Raw genomic sequence first — 21702 nt, 5'->3', positions numbered from 1 at the left:
AAACAGTTACGATTTAGGCAGAGGCGCATGAGCACAATAACTTATCACGACGATAACGCACTATGGACTGAACTTTTACCGGGTGGGCATCACTGGTCTGGGCGTATTCAACGCGGCACAGTGTTACAGTTCAAAGCATTGGGAACACAAGCCAACGTTTCACTTTTCTGTGTCAACAGCGAAGACAAGCTCGAACGCTTTAATATGCCCGATAGCTTAAAGGCACAGCATACGGCATTTCTAAGTACAGGACATGTGTTGTATTCGGACTTAGGTCGGGTTATGGCCTCAATTGTTCACGATGATCATGGTTGGAATGATGCCTTGTGTGGTCCAAGTCGCACAGAACAAATTCAAAAACAATTCGGCACTCAAACTTTTCAAGATTCACGAAATGAGATGTATCGGAGTGGACGCGACAGCCTGTTACTTGAAATGACCAAGTTCTCATTAGGTCAAGCCGACCTGTCAGCTACGGTCAACCTATTCTCTAAGGTTCGCCCTGATGATGCAGGCAACTTATCTTATATCGATACTGACAATACCCATCAAACTATTGAACTGCGTTTTGAGATGGACTGTCTGGTGTTCCTATCTGCCGCGCCACATGGTTTAAGTCAAGCAGCAAAGTATCAGCCAGCCGATATTCAAATGCGCTTATTCAAAGCCTCCGCTTTAGCAGTACACGATGTCTGTCGTGATTCATGCCCACAAAACCAACGCGGTTTTCAAAACAACGCACGTTATTACGCATTTGATGCTGCTTAACCCCGAGGAGAATACGCATGACCAGTTTACAAGCATTTGATAAAACCGTTTTAAATGAAGTCTGTCCAGCGGGTGAGGCATGGATGTGTGAAGTCCAGAAAGGGCAATATTTCCGTATTATTGACCTCGAAGGCAACCAAGCAGTCGATACTTTATTGATTTCTGCGAGCAATCCTGAAGAACGTTACAGCGCAACCGATACTCTAGCCATTAATCAGCAGATTTATCTAGAAAAAGGCACAGCTCTATATACCAACTATGGCAACAAAATCGCCACGATCCATGATGATAACTGTGGTCGCCATGACACCTTAGGCGGTGCTTGTTCATGTGAGAGTAACACCGTACGTTATGCACACGACACATTTCCGATGCACAGTTGCCGTAATAACTTTATGACAGCTTTAGCTTTGCACCCTATCGCAAAAAAGTATGGACTAAATGTTCGTCATATTGGGCCGAATATTAACTTCTTTATGAATGTACCCGTGAGTAGTGATGGGCATCTCAAGTTTGACGATGGAATATCGGCGCCGGGTAAATATGTTGAAATTCAAGCAGAGATGGATCTCATCGTGCTGATTTCAAACTGCCCACAGCTGAACAACCCATGTAATGCCTATAACCCGACCCAAATTCAACTGATTGTACGTGAAGGCAAGGAGTAAGCAGCATGTTTAAAAAAGTTCTCATCGCCAACCGTGGGGCAATTGCCTGCCGAGTAATTCGTACATTAAAGAATTTAGGCATTCAGTCTGTTGCGGTGTATTCAGAAGCAGACCGTGATTCCTTACATGTAACGTTAGCCGATGAAGCGGTATTTATTGGTGATAGTCCAGCCAGCCAAAGTTATCTAAATATTGAAAAAATTTTACAGGTCGCGAAAGAAACGGGTGCTGAAGCCATTCATCCAGGCTATGGTTTCTTGTCTGAAAATGTGGAGTTTTGTGATTTGTGTGAGTCACAGGGCATTGTGTTTCTAGGGCCGAATTCAGCGCAAATGCGGAGTTTTGGCTTAAAGCATACTGCGCGTGAACTAGCCATTCAGGCGAACGTGCCATTGTTACCGGGGAGCCAACTTTTAGCAGATGAAGCGGAAGCATTGGTAGAGGCGAATCGTATCGGTTATCCCATGATGCTGAAAAGTACCGCAGGTGGTGGCGGTATTGGTATGCGTTTGGTGTGGAATGAAGCGGAGCTGAAAGATGCTTATACAACTGTATCTTATTTGGCCCAAGCGAATTTTAAAGATGCAGGCTTGTATTTAGAAAAGTTTGTGGAAAATGCGCGTCATATTGAAGTCCAAATTTTTGGTGATGGCCGAGGTTTGGTTCTGGCTTTGGGAGAGCGGGACTGTTCAGTACAGCGCCGTAACCAGAAAGTAATTGAGGAGACTCCAGCACCACATTTAAATGCTGAACAACGTACTTATATTCAGGGTATTGCGGTTCAACTGATGCAGTCAGTGAATTACCGTTCGGCAGGTACGGTTGAATTTGTGATGGATACAGACACCCAGCAATTCTACTTCTTAGAGGTGAATACACGTCTACAAGTTGAACATGGCGTGACTGAACAAGTGTTTGGTGTAGACCTTGTGGAATGGATGGTCACTTTAGGTAGCGGTGACTGGACTGCACCAACAGAGGTGCTTGCACCTAAAGGCCATTCGATCCAAGTTCGTTTATATGCTGAAGATCCAATTAAAAACTTTCAACCCAGTGCTGGCTTATTGACTTATGTCGCGTTTGATCAGCAAGCGCGTAATGAAACATGGGTAGAAACAGGTTCAAACGTGTCTTCCTTTTATGATCCGATGATTGCCAAAATCATTGTGACTCACGAAAACCGAGAAAGTGCAATTCAAGCCATGAGCGATACTTTGGCAAAAACCTCAGTGGCAGGAATTGAAACCAATCTTGAGTATTTACAAAATATTATTGACTGTGAAGTGTTTAAAGCAGGGACACAGACTACGCGTTTCTTAAATACTTTTGAGTGGAAAACTCAAAAAATTGAGGTATTACAGTCTGGTATTCAAACGTCAATACAAGACGTCACAGGTCGTTTGGGTTATTGGGATGTTGGTGTTCCACCATCGGGTGCGATTGATCCACTATCGTTAAATGTTGCTAATCAACTATTGGGGAATCCATTTAATACCGCAGGGCTAGAATGTACATTACAAGGCCCAACTTTAAAATTCCATTGTGACAGCCAAATCGTGATTACGGGTGGCGACATGCTTGCGACATTAGATGGTGTCGACGTTGGCATGTGGCAGACCCTTAATGTTAAAAAAGGGCAAATTCTTAAAACAGGTAAAATCACCACAGGTTGTCGCAGTTATATTGGTATTAAAGGCGGATTCAATGTACCTGCCTACCTAGGCTCACAAGCGACTTTTACTTTAGGTCAGTTTGGTGGTCATGCAGGACGCAATTTACTCATTGGAGATATGTTGCCCATTACGGCTTACACCTCGGCAGAAACTGTTGCACTCAGTGCAGCACAGGTACCGAGCTTTAGCCAGACTTGGAACATTGCAGTGATGTATGGACCGCATGGTGCGCCAGACTTTTTCACCAAACGAGATATTGAGCGCTTCTTTGAGCAAGAATTTGAAATTCACTTTAACTCAAGTCGTACAGGCATTCGTTTGGTCGGTGAAAAACCTGAATGGGCGCGTACCGATGGTGGTGAAGCAGGACTACATCCTTCGAATATTCATGATAATGCTTATGCCATTGGCGCGATTGACTTCACTGGAGATATGCCAATTATTTTAGGACCCGATGGTCCAAGCTTGGGCGGTTTTGTTTGCCCAGCAGTGGTTGTTAGCTCGGAACTTTGGAAAATTGGTCAGCTTAAAGCGGGCGATAAAGTTAAATTTATCCCGATTTCTTATGATCAAGCTCAAGTATTGAATCAAAAATATAGCGCAGCGTTAACCGCAGATACGACTGAAAATGTAGATTTTGCCCCAAGTTTTCATGCTGAAATGGAGACCTTATCAGATGCCGTTTTAGCGACATTAAAAGGTGAGAACGCTAGACCTGATGTAAGCTATCGTCCCGCAGGTAATAGTTATCTGTTGGTTGAATATGGAGAGTTGGTTTTAGATCTCAATTTACGCTTCCGTATTCATGCTTTAATGCAATGGGTTAAAGACCAAAGTATCGAAGGGATTATAGACTTAACACCAGGTATTCGTTCGCTGCAAATTCATTTTGATTCATTGGTGCTAGATCAAAAACATTTATTATGCCTTTTACAGCAAGCAGAAAGTGAATTGCCTGATGTGACTGCAATGGAAGTTCCGTCGCGCACAGTCTATTTGCCTTTGGCTTGGGAGGACTCACAAACTCAGTTGGCGACTGAACGTTATATGCAAACAGTACGTCCAGATGCGCCGTGGTGTCCTGACAATGTTGAGTTTATTCGTCGTATCAATGGTCTAGACTCGAAGCAAGCAGTGAAGGATGTCGTATATAGTACCAATTATTTGGTGATGGGTTTGGGAGATGTGTACTTGGGTGCTCCTGTGGCAACGCCGCTGGACCCACGTCATCGTTTAGTAACTACCAAATATAATCCTGCACGCACTTGGACGCCTGAAAATGCAGTCGGCATCGGTGGTGCATATATGTGTGTCTATGGTATGGAAGGCCCGGGCGGTTATCAGTTTGTTGGACGTACAACACAAATGTGGAGTCGTTACCGCAGAAATCCAGATTTTGAACAAGGAAAACCATGGCTACTGCGCTTCTTTGATCAAATTAAATTTTATGAAGTGTCTGAAACAGAACTGATGCAAATGCGGGAAGACTTTAAAGCGGGGCGCTTAAAGCTTCGTGTAGAAGATGGGGTTTTAAATCTAAAAGAATACAATGACTTCCTCATTGAAAATGCAGCATCCATTTCAAGTTTTAAAGCGGTACAGCAAACGAACTTTGAAGAGGAACGCCGTCTCTGGCATGAGGCTGGTTTGGCTGAACATGTTTCTGAAAGTCTAGATGCGGTATTAGACGACAGTGAAATTCAAATTCCTGAAGGTGGTTGTGTAGTCGAGTCGCACATGCCGGGTTCTATTTGGAAAATCGAATGTACCTCTGGAGACATTGTGGAAGAAGGGGCAACTTTGGCCGTGATTGAAGCCATGAAAATTGAAATTCCTATTATTGCACCTGAGCGGATGAAGGTTGAAGCCATTACCATTGAAAAAGGGCAAACGGTAAAAACAGGTCAGGTGCTGTTTACACTGGCACCTGTAGCCTAAACTCAAATATCAAGAAATACAAAAAAGACTGCTTAAGCGGTCTTTTTTCGATTCTGAAAGGAGAATTTATCTAGTACTGACAATAAATCGTTTTGTTAAATTAAGATTGCAACCCATAACAAAAAATAGATTGTTATGAAATGGTTATAAAATGATGTTTTGAATCAAAATATGCTAATTTAGTGAGACGCTTAAAAACATTATGGCTTGTATGAAAAAAACATTACTCGGCATGTTATTCATGTTAACTTCATCAGTGCTTATGGCAAATACGCCAAGTCAGGCTGAGGATACTCAAGCATCAAATCAAAATAATATTCGTGTAACGACTCGCCCTGAAATTGTGGGCTTATGGGGAATGGAAATTCCAAATAATCGTAAATGCGTTGAATACTATAATTTTAAAAGTAATAGTGATGTTGTGATTAAAAGTGGGGAAGAATGGTCCACGGGAATTTATGATTACCAGCCATCTACCGATAAAAATGTACAACTGCCTGCTTTGATTTTACAGGTCAAATTTGACAATAACCAAGTGGATTGTTCTGGGTCACAAGAAGATCAGACTGGTGAAATGTCTCAGTATTTTGTGAAATGGCAAAGTCCATCGACCATTAATTTTTGTGCCAATGATAAAGCACAACAATGCTTTGCAACGCTACGTCGCGTATTGCCTTAATTAATTCTTTTACAAATAAAAAACCGCGATGAATCGCGGTTTTTTATTTGAGGAACAAAACAATTATTTATCTTGATGACCTTCAATTTGCTTTAACAAATGCTTTTCAAGGTAGTGAATATCCATTGCTTGTTCACAGAATTTTTCATCTTGAAGAATCAAATCTTTGTGTAATGGGATATTGGTTTTAATACCGGTCAAAATCATTTCATCAAGCGCTTGGCGCATGCGTGCAAGTGATGTTTTACGATCCTTACCGTGTGCAATCAGCTTTGCAATCATCGAGTCATAGTATGGTGGAATGCTATAGCCTTGATAGATATGTGAATCAAGACGAATACCTGCACCACCTGGCACATAAAAATTTTCAATTTTACCTGGTGAAGGCAAGAAGGTCGTTGGGTCTTCAGCATTGATACGACATTCAATCGCATGGCCTTTGACTTCAACTTGATTTTGTTCAATTTCAAGACCTAAGCCACCAGCAATGCGGAGCTGTTGTTCAATAATGTCGATACCTGTCACCATTTCAGTTACAGGGTGCTCAACTTGAACACGTGTATTCATCTCAATAAAGAAGAATTCACCATCTTCAAACAAGAACTCGAATGTACCTGCACCGCGGTATTGCATTAATTTACAAGCATTTACGCAAGCTTCTAAAATGTCAGCACGTGCTTGTTCAGGTAAATTTGGCGCTGGCGCTTCTTCTAACACTTTCTGATGGCGACGCTGTAAAGAGCAGTCACGGTCATAAAGGTGAATCGCATGGCCATTACCGTCAGCAAGAACTTGAACTTCAACGTGACGAGGTTTTTGTAGGAAACGCTCCATATACACTGTGTCATCGCCAAACCACATTTCAGCATCACGCTGTGCGGCTTGAACAGATTCAAGTAGGGTGTCGACACGTTCTACAATACGCATACCACGACCACCACCACCAGAAGCAGCTTTCACGATCAATGGAAAACCAATTTCTTTAGCTTCAGCCAGTGCATTTTGCGGTGTAACCGCATTTGCAGAACCCGGTACGGTTGGAACACCTGCTTTACGCATTGCAGTAATCGCAGAAACTTTGTTACCCATCAAACGAATATGTTCAGGGCGTGGTCCAATAAAAATAAAACCTGAGTTTTCTACAATTTCAGCAAATTCAGCATTTTCTGATAAGAAGCCATAACCTGGGTGAATGGCATCTGCACCTGAAATTTCAGCTGCTGTAATAATGGCAGGAATGTTCAAGTAGCTTTCACTGCTCGCACCCGGTCCAATACATACTGCTTCGTCTACAAAACGTAGGTGCATTAAGTCTTTGTCAGCATCTGAATAGATCCCTACAGTCTTAATCCCTAAAGTTTTGCAGGCACGGGTGATGCGCAGGGCAATTTCACCACGGTTTGCAATTAAAACTTTTTGCAACATTATAAGTCCCCGTCTATTACGCGCGGTAGCGGAATAATGGTTGACCGAATTGGATCACTTCGCCGTTTTTCACTAAAATTTCTTCAACTACACCGCTTTGCGTTGCTTCAATCGGGTTCATGATTTTCATTGCTTCGATAATACCAAGTGTTTCACCAGCAGTGATTGTTTGACCGACTTTAACAAATGGCGCTTCACCTGGGCTTGGAGCCGCGTAGAACACACCAACCATTGGAGAAGTTTCTACAGCACCACGTGGTGCTTTAGCCGCTGGAGCTTGAGCAACAGGAGCTGCCATAGCAACAGGAGCACCAGCTGCAACAACTGGACTACGACGAGTCAGTGCAATCGATTGATCGCCTTCTTTAACTTCAATCGCTTGTAAGTCAGATTCAATCATCAGGTCGATGAGTTTCTTGATTTTACGAATATCCATGTGACAGTATTCCTAATTATGATTGCGTAGAGGGTTGAATTTTAGTGAGAGCGTAATTGAGCGCAGCGCTATAACCTTGAGCACCTAAGCCACAAATAACGCCAACGGCTTTATCTGATAAATATGAATGATGTCTAAACGCTTCGCGCGCATGAACATTTGATAAATGAACTTCAATAAATGGGATGGCTACACCAAGCAGGGCATCACGTAGAGCAACAGAGGTATGCGTGAGTGCAGCAGGGTTAATAATAATAAATTGGACGCCATCCGCTTGGGCTTGATGAATACGGTCAACAATGGCACCTTCCCAATTACTTTGGAAAGTGTCGAGAGAAATTGAAGCATTTTCAGCTTGTGCAATGAGTTGCTGATTGATGTCGTTCAGCGTTAGAGAACCATATACTTCTGGTTCGCGCTTTCCTAGCAAATTTAGATTCGGTCCATGAATAACCAAAATGGTCGAACTCATTTAGCTTGCTCCATTTATAAATTGCAATATATCTTTGCAAGATGGCTGCAAAGTTTGCGTATTATGGCATAAAGTTCTACATTTTTTTTATAGTTTGTTTGAATTGACGTAGATGCTTAGTGCCAAACTTCGGCAATATAATGTAAATTTTGCAAGGAATTGGCAATGTTAAAAGATTACAAATTTTCGGATTATTACTCTTTTTTACATTGTAAGCCAAATTGACTAAAAGCAGCAGATTTGTTTTAGTTTTATGCCAGAGGTACAACTCAAGTCTTGAAAAGAGGGCAACTCAGACTTCTGAGTCGGTAGCTCACGCTACATCAGATCTAGATCGATTCTTGTATGGCTAAACTGTATATCAAAATAAAACTGAAGTCTGATATGGTTTGTATCTGTAGATGATCTGATCAATTTATTCTAGCTATTTTGACTGGCTGGACGACCATGATCAATACAGCTTCTCAGCTTTATTGGATCAATATTTAACTTGAGGAAATATCACTTTCATCAATTAAAACATCAACTTGTTACGTTGAAATGTATATAGACATTTTTGTCTGTTGTTAAGGTCTATTTAGCTGATGCCATGATCTTTTAGAAAAAAACTGAAAAACTTGAAACAGTAAAAGGAAAATTCAGGTTTCTAACGGTGTTTTTCAGCATCCTCTTCACTGAAAAATTTTGCCGTTAAATAAGCAAAAAACTGTAGAAAAATTGCTGAGTAGTGGAATGTACTGAAAAAATATCCTCTTGTTGAGTATTGGCTTTTGCTGTGCGAGAAAATTTATAAAACAAAACGATTGGCTATTTTGCTCATTTTAACTGGGTAGATGTGGCTATACATGATGGGATCTAGTGAGTTTAGGATTGGCAATAAGTGAAATTCCGAAGATATGATTTTGAAATCATAATAATTTCAGTTTGTTTTATATACAATTTTTTGAGTTTTGATGATTTTAAGAGGAGAAATAGAATGAGCGAAAGCCAACATCTTTATAATAACTATTTTTACGCACTCCTATCATTTTTTTTAATAGGAAAAAAACAGCCCATGTTGGGCTGTTTTGCGTTCAGATCTAGCGCATTAAGCAATAAAGTCTAAGATAGCCTGATTGAAGGCTTTGGGCTGTTCGATATTTGAAATATGAGAGGCATCGATTTCAAATAGGGCACTACTTCGGATGTGATTCACCATGTACTGTGCATCTGAGACTGTTGTTACGGGGTCTTTACGCCCTGCAATAACAAGTAAAGGCACGTAAATACTTTCGAGTTTTTCACGTAAATCCGCTTTAGCCAAAGCTTCACAACAACTCGCATAACCTTCTGGGCTGCCAGCACCTAAGTCGTTTGAAAGCGCTGCTACAGTTGCTGCGTTGCTTTGGATAAAGGGTTCGGTAAACCAACGGCTTGCAGCCGTCGATGCAATGGGTTCTAAACCTTGGGTGCGTACTAATGATGCGCGATCATTCCATGCTTGTTCATTGCCAATTTTGGCAGAGGTATTACATACAATGGCACGGTGAAAACGTTCAGGTTTATGAATGACTAACCACTGACCTGTAAGTCCGCCCATTGAGATACCGCAAAAAATGGCTTTCTCAATGTTTAAATGATCTAGTAAATGGATCAGGTCTAGACCAAGTTGTTCAATATCATAAGGCCCTTGAGGCGCAGAAGACCGGCCATGCCCGCGAGTGTCATAGCAAATCACAAAATAATTTTTCTGGAAAAAAGTAATTTGTGGTTTCCACATGTTGAAGTTCGTGCCTAGCGAGTTTGAAAAAACGATCGCGGGATTTTTTGGGTCACCAAAAGTTTGATAGTGAAGTTCGGCATTATTTGAAGTAAAACTTGGCATATGCTTTTCCTTAATTCATTAAAAATTTTGAGTGTTTCCACTGTTGTTATCAGCAAAAAGTGTTATGAGCAAAAACACCACGTCAGATCAGAAGAAGGGTTAAACCCGCTGAATAATCAGCGCAATGCCTTGACCGACACCAATACACATTGAACACAGGGCATAGGTGCCACCGGTTTGTTCCAATTGGTTTAAGGCCGTGGTCACCAAACGTGCACCTGATGCGCCGAGTGGATGACCAATCGCAATCGCACCACCATTCGGATTCACTTGTGTCGTATCGTCTGCTAGGCCAAGATCACGGGTCACTGCAAGCGCTTGTGCCGCAAAAGCTTCATTTAGCTCAATCACATCCATCTGCTCTAATGTCAGATTGGCTTGTTTGAGGAGCTTTTTGATGGCAGGTGCTGGTGCAAAGCCCATGATGCGCGGTTCTACACCCACTGCTGTTGAAGCAATGATTTTGGCACGCGGTTTAAGCTGGTACTCTTGAATCGCTTGTTCTGAAGCAATCAGTACAGCAGCCGCACCGTCATTGATGCCTGATGCATTCCCCGCAGTGACGGTGCCTTCTGCTGTCACAACTGGCTTCAGTTTTGCCAAACCTTCTAGTGTGGTCGATGCACGTGGATGTTCATCCGTGTCGATCACAATCGGATCACCCTTACGCTGTGCAATGCTCACCGGAATGATCTCGTGTTTAAAAAAGCCTTGAGCTTGCGCGGTTGCTGTGCGCTGTTGACTCGTCAAGGCAAACTGGTCTTGATCTGCACGATCAATATTAAATTGTTGTGCCACGTTCTCTGCGGTCTGTGGCATGGTTTCTACACCATACATGGCTTTCAGCTTCGGATTGATAAAACGCCAGCCCATGGTGGTGTCTTCAATCTTTTGACTACGGCCATAGGCGGTTTCCGATTTACCCATGACGAAGGGCGCACGCGACATGCTTTCCACACCACCCGCAATAATCAGATTGGCTTCACCCGCTTTAATGGCACGTGCTGCAATCGCAATCGCATCCAAAGATGAGCCACATAAACGGTTGATGGTGGTGGCTGGCACTTCTACTGGTAAACCCGCCAATAAGGCTGACATACGTCCGACATTACGGTTATCTTCGCCCGCTTGGTTGGCGCAGCCATAGATCACATCATCCACCTGTTTCCAATCTACACTTGGATTACGTTGCATCAAGGCTTGAATTGGGAATGCACCCAAGTCATCGGCACGGACTGGGGCTAACCCTCCAGCATAACGACCAAATGGGGTACGGATGGCATCGATAATATAAGCATCTTTCATGTTTAATCTTGTCCTTTGAAACGGAACTCTGCTGATAGATCAACTGTATCTAGTCACGACGGAGTCTTACCGTGTTCAGTCAAATAGAAGTAACTCGTTCTCGTCATTTTTTTAAAAAAGTGACCAAAAACGTTGTCATCAACAAAACCTGTTCACTCACAGCAATTTTCCACTACTGTTGCAAAAACAATACTTTTAAAGCGCTCGACAGGTTGTTGATGACTATAAGCTCTAGCAAATTTTTCTGAAATTTACTGTGTCGCATCCACTAAAGTTGCACCCGTCATCGCCTGTAATTCTGTAAAGCTTAGACCGTCGACTTTCTCAATCACTTTTAAACCGTCTGCGGTGACATCAATCACACACAGGTCAGTGTAAATACGATCGACACACTTCAAACCTGTCGCGGGGTAGCTCAGTTCAGCCACAATCTTCGGCTCACCTTGTTTGGTCACATGGTCAGTGGTAATAAAGACTTTTTTCGCACCAACAGCCAAATCCATCGCACCGCCCACAGCAGGAATCCCATCCGGCGCACCTGTATGCCAATTGGCCAAGTCACCATTGGCTGCCACTTGAAAGGCGCCAAGGACTGCGATATCTAAGTGACCACCCCGCATCATGGCAAAAGAATCCCCATGATGGAAAAAGCTACCACCTTGCAGCATGGTCACATATTCTTTACCTGCGTTGATCAGTTCAGGGTCTTCTTCACCTGCGGCTGGCGGTGGACCAAAAGCCAATAAGCCATTTTCAGAATGCAGGAATACATCTTTGTCGCTTGGTAGGTAACTAGCAATTTTGGTCGGTAAACCAATCCCAAGATTCACATAGGCACCATCGGGAATATCTTGTGCGACACGTTCTGCAATTTGGTTACGGCTGAGTTTTTGATAGCTCATGATGTTCTCCCGATTACACAGCAACAGGTTCAGGTTGAACCTGCACCACGTGTTGAACAAAAATACCTGCGGTAATGATGTGTTCAGGGTCTAAAGCACCCAAGTCCACCACTTCAGAGACTTGGGCAATGGTTACACCTGCCGCCATGGCCATAATCGGGCCGAAGTTACGTGCTGATTTGCGGTAGACCAAGTTACCCCAACGGTCGCCTTGTTGGGCTTTAATCAAAGCAAAGTCAGCTTTGATTGGATATTCCAGTACATAATCTTTACTGTCAATGTGACGGGTTTCTTTGCCTTCGGCCAATAAAGTGCCGTAGCCTGTTGGAGTGAAAACTGCACCGAGTCCCATACCTGCAGCTTGAATACGACAGGCCAAATTGCCTTGCGGCACCAGTTCTAATTCGATTTTGCCTGCACGATAGAGTTCATCGAAGACCCATGAGTCGGACTGACGCGGGAACGAACAGATGACTTTTTTGACTGCACCTGCTTTGAGGAGCTTGGCTAAACCATAGTCACCATTACCAGCATTGTTACTGACGATGGTGAGGTCTTTAATGCCGAGTTGAATTAGGCCATCGATCAGTTCAGCAGGCTGTCCTGCTGTACCAAAACCACCAATCATGATGGTGGAACCATCCTTTATTTGCGAAAGTGCTTCTGTTAAAGAAGCTGAACTTTTATCAATCATAATGTTGTCCTAGGCACAGCGTACCTATTAACTTTTAGAACTTGGATTGGAGCTTGGAGTTGAAGCTAAAGCTGAAACTTCAGGACTACGTTTGGTTAAAATCAGATGCGCAGTTAAACCAATGACGATGCCCCAAAAAACGGAACTTAGACCCAAAAAGTGCATACCTGAAGCTGTAGCTAAAAAAGTAATGAGGGCAGAATCTCGTTGAGATTCATCTTTCATGGCTACAGCGATATTGGTTGAAATTGCACCCAATAAGGCCAAGCCAGCCAAAGCGGCAACAAGCTCTTTCGGTAGCAAGCTGAAGAGCAGAACGATACTGCCTGCGAACAAACCACCTAAAATATAGAAAATGCCGTTGGCTACGCCTGCGATATAGCGTTTTTCTTTTAACTCATGCGCATCTTTGCCCATGCACAGTGCAGCCGTAATTGACGCTAAAACAATGGTGATACCACCGACACATGCAACAGCTAAAGAAGCAATACTGGTGGTGGTGATAATCGGCTTGGCAGGCATCTCATAACCGCTCAGTTTCATGATGGCCATGCCCGGTAAAAACTGTCCTGTCAGGCTGACTAAAATCAAAGGCAGGGCAAGGTTTAAGGTTGAGTGCCAAGTCCATTCAGGGCTGATGAACTGAGGAATAGCAAGTTGGAAATCTAAACTCACCGCATTCATTTCACCAAGCCCAAAGCTCAAGGCCACCCCTGAAAGCAGTACCCAAAGCATGCTATAACGTGGTGAAATTCGTTTTGCGACTAAAAAGACAAACAGCATGCTAAACACAATAATCGGCATACTGTTAGTTGCACTAAACAGACCTAAACCAAACTGAAATAGAATACCTGCCATCATCCCAGCAGCCACCGACTGTGGAATCCATTTCAACAATTTATCGAAGTAACCACTGATCCCGATCAGGAAAATCACCATGGCTGAGGTAATATAAGCGGCTACAGCTTCATTCAGGCTAATATTCGGGAACAGCGTGACCAACAAAGCCGTACCCGGCGCAGACCATGCGGTAATCACAGGGACTTTGAATTTAATGGAAAGAAAAATCCCTGCCACGGCTGCCCCAATAGAAATACCCCAAATCCATGAAATCATCATGGCCGGGGAAACCTGAGCTTGTTGCGCAGCCTGAAAGAAGATAATGAGTGGTCCTGAATAGGAAATCAGCACTGCCAAAAATCCTGCGACAGTAGCTGAAATAGACCAATCTTCTTTCAAAGTTTTAAACAGGGTAGCCATTCATTTGCCTCCATGCAGACATGATCCTGTATATAAAAGTAATGTAACGATCAATTAGCCTTGATCGCCACCACCGACAGGGACAACTGTACCTGTCATATATGACGAATCATCTGAAGCAAGGAATACAATCGCATTCACTTGTTCCTGAATCGTGCCATAACGGTTCATAAAACTACGATCAATGGTTTGATCGACCACTTGTTGCATCCACGACTTTTCATTTTCAGACAGTGGATTTGCATTACGTGGCACTTTACGCGGCGGTGCTTCGGTTCCACCCGTAGCAACCGCATTCACTCGGATCCCATCTTTAGCATGCTCAAAAGCAAGTGATGCAGTAAGGGCATTAACCCCACCTTTGGATGCCGAATAGGGCACACGGTTAATGCCACGAGTCGCAATAGAAGACACATTTACAATCGTACCTTTCTGATTTTTAATCATTTCAGGTAAAACAGCACGACAACACCACAGCGTTGGGAATAATGAGCGATTCACTTCTTTGATGATTTCTTCTTCAGAAAACTCTTCAAAAGGTTTCATCCAAATTGCACCGCCGACGTTGTTGATAAGCACATCGACACGGCCATAGATTTCAAGCGCTTTGTCTACAACACTTTGAGCACCTGCGAAGGTTTCAAGGTTTGCTTTGACTGTTATTGCATCACCTTGTTTTGCTTCAATTTCTGCTAATGTTTCATCGACATAGTCAGATAAGTCGGCTAAAACAACTTGCGCACCTTCATTAGCCACTTGGAGGGCAACACCGCGACCAATGCCTTGAGCGGCACCAGTCACAATCACGACTTTGTTTAAAAATCTTTGACGATCAGACATGATAAGTGGCCCCAATCAGTTTGCAGAGAATTTTTCAAACAGGAAGTTTGCAGGCTTTACACCTTCGCTATCTAACCAACCACGAACGGCATCGACCATAGGGACAGGACCACAGAGGTAGACATCAACATCACCGCCATTGAGCCATTCATTGTCGATATGCCCAGTCACATAACCTTTACGCTCATGTGCAGAGTCTGAACTTGCAACCACGGTACGGTATTCAAACCATGGACGTTTAGCTTGGAGGGCATCCAGTTGTTCTAAAGCAACTAAGTCGAAGTCATTGGTAACACCAAACACCAAACGAACAGGGTGTTCAGCCCCTTTTTCTTCTAATGTTTGTAACATAGACATAAAGGGTGCAATACCTGTACCGCCTGCAAGCATGACGACAGGACGAACCACATTACGCAGGTAGAAGCTACCAAATGGGCCTGTAAAAGTCATTTTATCGCCCGCTTTGGCAGTACTACTTAAAAAGCTACTCATTTTGCCATTCGGCACATTACGTACCACAAAGCCCGTTAAACGGTTGCCTGGTTTCGAGCTAAATGAATAGGAACGCGTTTCTGCTGTCTCTGGGATGCCGACGTTGACATATTGACCAGCAAGGAAGTGAATATCAGGTTGACCTTCATCCAACTGAATATCAAAAGTAATGGTCGATTCTGATAAGTTTTCAACAGCGACTAAAGTGCCTTGATACTGATGAATTTCGGTTTTGCAGACTTCAGATGAAGCTTGAATTTGGAATACGGCATCCGAGCTTGGACGGCATTGGCAAGCCAAAATATAGCCTTGTTCCGCTTCTTCTGGTGTTAACGCATCTTCAATATACGTCTCTTCAGGCATGTCATAACTACCAGATTCGCAAAAAGCGCGGCAAGTCCCACATGCACCATCACGGCAGTCTAGCGGAATGTTAATTTTTTGGCGGTAAGCGGCATCTGATAAAGACTCACCTTGAGTCACTGTAATAAAACGCGTTACGCCATCTTCAAATTGAAGTGCAACATTGTGGTTTGACATGGCTGAATATCCTTTAAAAACGTTGAAACTTGGAACTCTCAGCCAAAACTCCATTTGGCTGAAAGAATACTAAGGATGTGTGGCTAATTTAGAGGTGATAAACATCAATCACTTGGTTGATGTAATCGTTTTTCAGAACCACGTATTTACTTAAAATTTGTGGTTTTTCACCTGAAAAATCGATTTCATAACGCGACATACCAAAGTAGCTATAACTGGTTTTGTAGCGGAAGCTCAGCGTATTCCAGTTAAAACGGACGGTAACTTTATCGCCATCACGCTCAATCACTTCGATATTGTTCACATTGTGACAAGTACGCGTGTCTGGCATGGTGGCAGAAGAGCGTTCAGTTTTAATGCGGAACACACGGTCTTCTAAACCTTGGCGGTCTGGGTAGTAAATCAGTGAAATTTCAGACTGCGGATCTGTAGTCAAGGTATCGTCGTCATCCCATGCAGGCATCCAAAACGATGCTGAAGGGGCATAACATGCAAGCCAATCGTCCCATTGTTCATCATCTAAAAAACGCGCTTCTTGATATAGAAACTGACTGATTTGTTCGATGCTAACGGTATTAAGTGTTGTAGGAGCATTCATGCCACTTCTCCTTGTTCATTTGCAGTTTCAACAGCCAGTGCTTTTTCATTGGCAATTGCAATTTTCATCATGTCTAACCAGTGTTGGTGCTGTGCAAGATAGAGACCTTCATCTTCAGTTTTTACGCCTGAAAGTTTTGGTTTTAGACCAATTTCATTGGCAGCATCATCTGGGCCATGAATCCAATGTTTTGAACCGCGGCACATATCATTCCATTCCAGTTCAATGCCTGCGTAGCCTGCTTGGCATGCACGGAATTCTTCTAAATCATCCGGTGTTGCCATGCCTGAGGCATTGAAGAAGTCTTCGTACTGGCGAATACGACGCGTACGTGCTTCCGCGTTTTCACCTACAGGTGCGATACAGTAAATCGTGACTTCAGTTTTATTGACTGAAATTGGGCGAAGTACGCGAATTTGTGAACCGAACTGATCCATCAAATAGACGTTTGGATAAAGACAAAGGTTGCGTGAGCGCTCAATCATCCACTTCGACATTGCTTCGCCAAATTTTTCAGAGTATTCGTCGGCTTTCGGGAAGTTTGGACGGTCTTCTGGGTTAGCCCATTGTGTCCAAAGCAGCATGTGACCATTGTCAAAACCGTATGAACCACCGCCTTGTTTCCCCCAAGCGCCTGCGCTCATGGCACGGATGTTGTCACCCGCTTGTTTTTCTTTACGTTGTTGAGTGGTCGCTGCATAGTTCCAGTGCACCGCAGAAACGTGATAACCATCTGCACCATTTTCAGCAGTCAGTTTCCAGTTGCCTTCATAGGTGTAGGTAGACGCGCCACGTAAAACTTCAAGACCTTGCTCAGACTGATCCACAATCATGTCAATGATTTTGCTGGTTTCGCCTAAGTATTCCTCTAAAGAGGGAACATCTGGATTTAAGCTACCGAACAAGAAACCTTTATAGTTGCCAAAACGTGCAACTTTTTTCAGATCATGTGAACCTTCATGGTTAAAACAGTCTGAATAACCTGCATCTGCTGGATCTTTAACTTTTAAAAGTTTGCCAGAGTTGTTAAATGTCCAACCGTGGAAAGGGCATGTATAGGTTGCTTTATTGCCACGTTTATTACGACAAAGCTGTGCACCACGGTGTGAACAGGCATTGATCATGGCATTAAGTTCACCATTACGGTTACGTGCAATCAGAATAGGCTGACGGCCAATATACGTCGTGTAATAGTCGTTGTTATTTGGAATTTGGCTTTCGTGTGCTAAGTAAACCCAGTTACCCTCGAAGATATACTTCATTTCTAGGTCAAAAAGGGCTTGATCAGTAAACACTGAACGATGAAGTTTGAATTCGCCTGTTTCAAAGTTGTCGACAAGTAATTCGTCGATACGATCGAGATGGCTAGTATTAATAACTGGGATACGTGGCATGTCCGTTCTCCGACTTTCCAAAAGTGAGGAAGTCCCCGAAATGCGACTTTGCAGTGGCTATTTCGGTTCCAAGGGTAATTAAGCGCTAGCGCGACGACGTTCAACTTCAGTTGATGGTGCAGCCGCTTGGTCTTTCACCAGTTCAACATTGAATTGAATGTGTTTGAATGGACCTGTTAAACCGCGGCGTGCAATTTCAGCTTCATCGGTAATATCGACAGCGGTAGCCACTAAGCCTTCACGTGTTGCAAATGCAAAGTCATCCCATAGGTATTGGTCACCCTCAATGTTGAATTGGGTGGTTAACTTACGGTAGCCTGGCGCAGATACGAAGTAATGTACGTGCGAAGGGCGGTTACCGTGACGGCCTAACTTGTTCAATACAAATTGAGTTGTCCCTTCTGGTGGGCAACCATAACCAACAGGCATCGTGGTGAGAGCAACGTATTTACCATCTTGGTCGCTAATGATTGAACGACGTAGATTGAAGTCTGATTGTGACTTATCGAAGAAAGAGTAGTTGCCTAAGCTATTGGCATGCCACACTTCAACTTTTGCACCATCAATGATCTGACCATCGGTGTCCGTCACTGTCCCTTCAATAATCAGAGTCGGAATTTTGCCTTCTTCAGAACCATCGTCCATACGCGCAAAACCAACCGATTCAGGTGCGCCAGCCACGTATAAAGGACCTTCGATGGTACGTGGTGTTCCGCCTGTAATGCCTGCTTTGGCATCGGCTTCATCTGCACGTAAGTCGAGGTAATGCTCAAGACCAAGCCCTGCCGCAAGTAAACCAAGTTCATTGGCTTGGCCTGCATCCGTAAAGTATTCAAGACCTTTCCAAACTTCAGTTTGACTCAAATCTAAGTCTTCAATCGCTTGGAATAAGTCACCCAATAGGCGAACCACAATTTGTTGAGTACGCGCGTCTACAGAACCTGTTGCTGTATCCACATTCATTGTTTTGACTAATGCATCAATCTGTTGACGATTCATACTATTGCTCCTTAAGTATGTTTGCTATGTGGTGGCTAGCTTTATGAATAGGTTGAAAAGCTTAGCTGCCACGTTCCTTGTTAATTTCTTTCACTAGATCATTCATTACGTTCCAGTGATTAAACTGCATAAAATCTTTTTTCAATTAACGATCATCTTCGCGGATAGAAGAGGGATGTCGGTTCAAAGGCATCACTTCAATGTTCATATACGGGTACAGGGGTAAACCTTGCAAAATGTTGTGTAGCTCTTCATTGCTGTCTACATCAAAAATACTGATGTTTGAGTACTGACCTGTAATACGCCAAATATGTCGCCATTTGCCTTGAGCTTGTAGCTCTTGCGAATATGCTTTTTCGACTGATTTAATTTCACTGGCAGTTTCAGCAGGCATATCCAGTGGAATGTTTACATCCATACGTACGTGAAAAAGCATGTATAACTCCTAAACGGTTAAGACGTCGCTTAAGCGCGGCGTAGCTGATCAATCTTGCTTTCATCCAATTCAATACCGAGTCCTTTGCCTTGGGGTAAATGCAAAGCGAAGTCAGTGTATTGAAGTGGGGTTTTTAAAATATCTTGGGTTAACAGCAGTGGGCCGAATAGCTCGGTGCCATAAGCTAAATTTTCAAAGGTCGAGAACAAATGTGCCGAAGCAATTGTGCCGACGGCACCTTCAAGCATGGTTCCTCCATAGAGATCTATGCCTGCTAAATTGGCAATCTTCGCGACTTCATGACCTTCAATTAGTCCACCAGACTGAGCCACTTTGACTGCAAAAACAGAGGCCGCATTGGTTTTGGCTAAACGGTAGGCTGAGCTCGGCCCCATGAGCGATTCATCCGCCATGATGGCAAGATCAAAACGTCGAGTTAAACGCTGCATCGCATCAATGTTGTCGATCGCACAGGGCTGTTCAATCAGGTCAACACCACCATTTTGTAGGAGTTGAATGCCTTTAATCGCATCTAGCTCAGACCATGCACGGTTCACATCAACACGGATGGAAATGTCTGAACCCAGTGCTTGTTTAATCGCAAGAACATGTTCAACATCTTCTTCTACACGGCGTGAACCGATTTTAAGTTTGAAAATATTGTGGCGTCTTGCCTCAATCATTTTTCGGCCTTCAGCAATATCTTTTTCAGTATCACCAGATGCCAACACCCAAAGTACAGGTAAACTGTCACGTAAGCGGCCGCCTAACACTTCAGAAAGGGGTAAATCTAAACGTTGCGCTTGAATGTCGAGTAGAGCTGTTTGAATTGCACATTTGGCAAAACGGTTACCATTAATATTCTTTTTCAAAGCACGCATGGTTTGTGCGATGTTTTGAGCTTTAAGGGACTTCAATAAAGGTGCAAAATAAGTTTCAATATTGGTCTTAATACTTTCTGGGCTTTCTTCACCGTAGCCCAGTCCGCCAATTGTTGTCGCTTCACCCCAACCGACAAAGCCATCTTCAGTGCTGATTTTCACCAAGACAAGCGTTTGCGTTTGCATAGTCGCTACCGCCATTTTGTGTGGGCGAATAGTGGGGATTTCGACGAGTAAGGTTTCTATAGATTTATACATCTTAACTCTGCGCAGCCTTGCGTTGTGTACCTGATTTGATATACCTTAAAAGAATAAATATGAACTGTCGAAGATCAAATTAGCATTTTAATATATCTTAAAGGTATAAATAGTCATGGAATTGAGACACCTCCGCTACTATGTAGCTGTTGTAGAAGAGCAGAGTTTTACCAAAGCTGCTGAAAAATTATTCATTGCACAGCCTCCTTTAAGCCGCCAGATACAAAATCTAGAGGCTGAATTGGGGGTGCAATTATTTGAACGTGGTAGCCGTCCACTCAAGACCACGGAAGCAGGACAATTCTTCTATCAACACGCTGTTAAACTTTTGTCTAATGCCGAAGAAGTCAAAGCCATGACACAACGTGTAGGCTTGGTTGAAAAAACGGTGACTATGGGCTTTGTAGGTTCATTGTTATATGGTTTATTGCCTAAAATTGTGTATTTATTTCGCCAACAGCAGCCACATTTAAAAATCGAATTGATCGAAATGAGTACCAAAGACCAAATTCAAGCCTTAAAAGAAGGACGGATTGATGTTGGTTTTGGACGTTTACGCATTTCCGATCCTGCTGTGCGTCGGATTTTACTGCGTGAAGAGCCGTTGATGTTGGCGGCACATTCGAGTCATCCTTTGACGGCGCAAAAACAAGGTGTGTACCTGTCGGACTTGGTCGATCAGAACTTATTTCTTTATCCAAGTCACCCCAAGCCAAACTTTTCTACTCAAGTCCAAGGGCTGTTTTCAGAATATGGACTGGAACCCAAACATTTAAAAGAAGTTCGTGAAATACAGTTGGCACTGGGGTTGGTTGCCGCAGGGGAAGGAATTTGTGTGGTTCCAGAAAGTGCACGAACCATTCAACTGCCGCATTTGAACTATATTCCAATCTTAGATGATGCAGCGACCAGTCCCATTTTTCTGGCGATTCGTTCCATGGATGAAAGCGAAGATATTCGTTCATTATTTGATTGTATTTATCAGGTCTATGACCTTGAAGCGATCAAATATGACCGTGCATTTATCTAAACTTGGGGATTTAAATTCCACGATACTTTGAAAGTCTACATTTCAAAATGAGCCATTTCAGCCATCCTTGCGGATGGCTTTTTTTATAGTCATTTTCGCTTGGTTTTGCTTATTTTCTGTCTCTTACTGCAATCATGGCTTATATAAGCT

Annotated in this window: 20 protein-coding genes; 5 read left to right on the top strand and 15 right to left on the bottom strand. The window is 43.2% G+C overall.

Annotated features, from left to right (window positions below):
- The first annotated feature begins 27 nt into the window (after positions 1-27).
- From KVY11_RS10245 to KVY11_RS10230, 4 genes are all read left to right on the top strand, one after another.
- The gene (locus tag KVY11_RS10245) at positions 28-768 is read left to right on the top strand and encodes an urea amidolyase associated protein UAAP1 (protein WP_218288851.1); all 741 of its coding nucleotides are present in this window, start codon (positions 28-30) and stop codon (positions 766-768) included.
- A 17-nt stretch (positions 769-785) separates the two neighbouring features.
- Positions 786-1436, top strand: a complete 651-nt coding sequence (locus tag KVY11_RS10240) for an urea amidolyase associated protein UAAP2 (protein ID WP_218288850.1) — start codon at positions 786-788, stop codon at positions 1434-1436.
- 5 nt (positions 1437-1441) lie between these two features.
- The gene (gene uca / locus KVY11_RS10235) at positions 1442-5047 is read left to right on the top strand and encodes an urea carboxylase (protein WP_218288849.1); all 3606 of its coding nucleotides are present in this window, start codon (positions 1442-1444) and stop codon (positions 5045-5047) included.
- A gap of 211 nt (positions 5048-5258) precedes the next feature.
- Positions 5259-5726, top strand: coding sequence for a hypothetical protein (locus tag KVY11_RS10230; RefSeq protein ID WP_010326667.1), 468 nt, complete (start codon positions 5259-5261; stop codon positions 5724-5726).
- Positions 5727-5789: 63 nt separating this feature from the next.
- Here the strand turns inward: KVY11_RS10230 and accC are convergent, their stop codons facing one another.
- The 15 genes from accC to KVY11_RS10155 form a co-directional block, all read right to left on the bottom strand.
- Positions 5790-7151, bottom strand: a complete 1362-nt coding sequence (gene accC / locus KVY11_RS10225) for an acetyl-CoA carboxylase biotin carboxylase subunit (RefSeq protein ID WP_218288848.1) — start codon at positions 7149-7151, stop codon at positions 5790-5792.
- 16 nt (positions 7152-7167) lie between these two features.
- Entirely contained in the window at positions 7168-7587 is a 420-nt protein-coding gene (accB, locus tag KVY11_RS10220; RefSeq protein ID WP_010326668.1) for an acetyl-CoA carboxylase biotin carboxyl carrier protein, read from the bottom strand.
- A gap of 16 nt (positions 7588-7603) precedes the next feature.
- Complete coding sequence (gene aroQ / locus KVY11_RS10215; protein ID WP_010326669.1) at positions 7604-8059, bottom strand: type II 3-dehydroquinate dehydratase; 456 nt, start codon at positions 8057-8059, stop codon at positions 7604-7606.
- 1087 nt (positions 8060-9146) lie between these two features.
- On the bottom strand, positions 9147-9923 hold the full coding sequence (pcaD, locus tag KVY11_RS10210; RefSeq protein WP_218288847.1) for a 3-oxoadipate enol-lactonase: 777 nt from the start codon (positions 9921-9923) through the stop codon (positions 9147-9149).
- A 99-nt stretch (positions 9924-10022) separates the two neighbouring features.
- On the bottom strand, positions 10023-11228 hold the full coding sequence (gene pcaF / locus KVY11_RS10205) for a 3-oxoadipyl-CoA thiolase (RefSeq protein ID WP_218288846.1): 1206 nt from the start codon (positions 11226-11228) through the stop codon (positions 10023-10025).
- 251 nt (positions 11229-11479) lie between these two features.
- On the bottom strand, positions 11480-12130 hold the full coding sequence (locus KVY11_RS10200; protein ID WP_218288845.1) for a 3-oxoacid CoA-transferase subunit B: 651 nt from the start codon (positions 12128-12130) through the stop codon (positions 11480-11482).
- A gap of 13 nt (positions 12131-12143) precedes the next feature.
- Positions 12144-12824 carry a 3-oxoacid CoA-transferase subunit A gene (locus KVY11_RS10195; protein WP_218288844.1) on the bottom strand — a complete coding sequence of 227 codons (681 nt, stop codon included), beginning with the start codon at positions 12822-12824 and terminating at the stop codon, positions 12144-12146.
- A gap of 27 nt (positions 12825-12851) precedes the next feature.
- Positions 12852-14084, bottom strand: a complete 1233-nt coding sequence (benE, locus tag KVY11_RS10190; protein ID WP_218288843.1) for a benzoate/H(+) symporter BenE — start codon at positions 14082-14084, stop codon at positions 12852-12854.
- A gap of 54 nt (positions 14085-14138) precedes the next feature.
- A complete protein-coding gene (gene benD / locus KVY11_RS10185) occupies positions 14139-14924 on the bottom strand; it encodes a benzoate diol dehydrogenase BenD (RefSeq protein WP_218288842.1) in 786 nt (261 codons plus the stop codon).
- Between the two features lie 15 nt (positions 14925-14939).
- Positions 14940-15956, bottom strand: a complete 1017-nt coding sequence (benC, locus tag KVY11_RS10180) for a benzoate 1,2-dioxygenase electron transfer component BenC (RefSeq protein ID WP_218288841.1) — start codon at positions 15954-15956, stop codon at positions 14940-14942.
- Between the two features lie 88 nt (positions 15957-16044).
- Entirely contained in the window at positions 16045-16554 is a 510-nt protein-coding gene (gene benB, locus KVY11_RS10175) for a benzoate 1,2-dioxygenase small subunit (protein ID WP_004979732.1), read from the bottom strand.
- Positions 16551-17948, bottom strand: coding sequence for a benzoate 1,2-dioxygenase large subunit (gene benA, locus KVY11_RS10170; RefSeq protein WP_004693190.1), 1398 nt, complete (start codon positions 17946-17948; stop codon positions 16551-16553). Before benA ends, benB begins: the two co-directional genes overlap by 4 nt.
- A gap of 78 nt (positions 17949-18026) precedes the next feature.
- Positions 18027-18947 (bottom strand): catechol 1,2-dioxygenase, encoded by a 921-nt coding sequence (gene catA, locus KVY11_RS10165; RefSeq protein ID WP_218288840.1) that lies wholly within the window; start codon positions 18945-18947, stop codon positions 18027-18029.
- Positions 18948-19092: 145 nt separating this feature from the next.
- Positions 19093-19383 (bottom strand): muconolactone Delta-isomerase, encoded by a 291-nt coding sequence (gene catC, locus KVY11_RS10160; protein ID WP_218288839.1) that lies wholly within the window; start codon positions 19381-19383, stop codon positions 19093-19095.
- A gap of 29 nt (positions 19384-19412) precedes the next feature.
- Entirely contained in the window at positions 19413-20522 is a 1110-nt protein-coding gene (locus tag KVY11_RS10155) for a muconate/chloromuconate family cycloisomerase (protein ID WP_218288838.1), read from the bottom strand.
- A gap of 115 nt (positions 20523-20637) precedes the next feature.
- Between KVY11_RS10155 and KVY11_RS10150 the strand changes: the two genes are divergently transcribed.
- Entirely contained in the window at positions 20638-21552 is a 915-nt protein-coding gene (locus KVY11_RS10150) for a LysR family transcriptional regulator (RefSeq protein ID WP_058869585.1), read from the top strand.
- Positions 21553-21702: the final 150 nt, after the last annotated feature.

This window comes from Acinetobacter sp. CWB-G5, from assembly GCF_019209785.1.
GTDB lineage: Bacteria > Pseudomonadota > Gammaproteobacteria > Pseudomonadales > Moraxellaceae > Acinetobacter > Acinetobacter johnsonii.
Note: the sequence above shows the minus strand (reverse complement) of the source record. Positions and strands in the feature narration are given on the sequence as shown.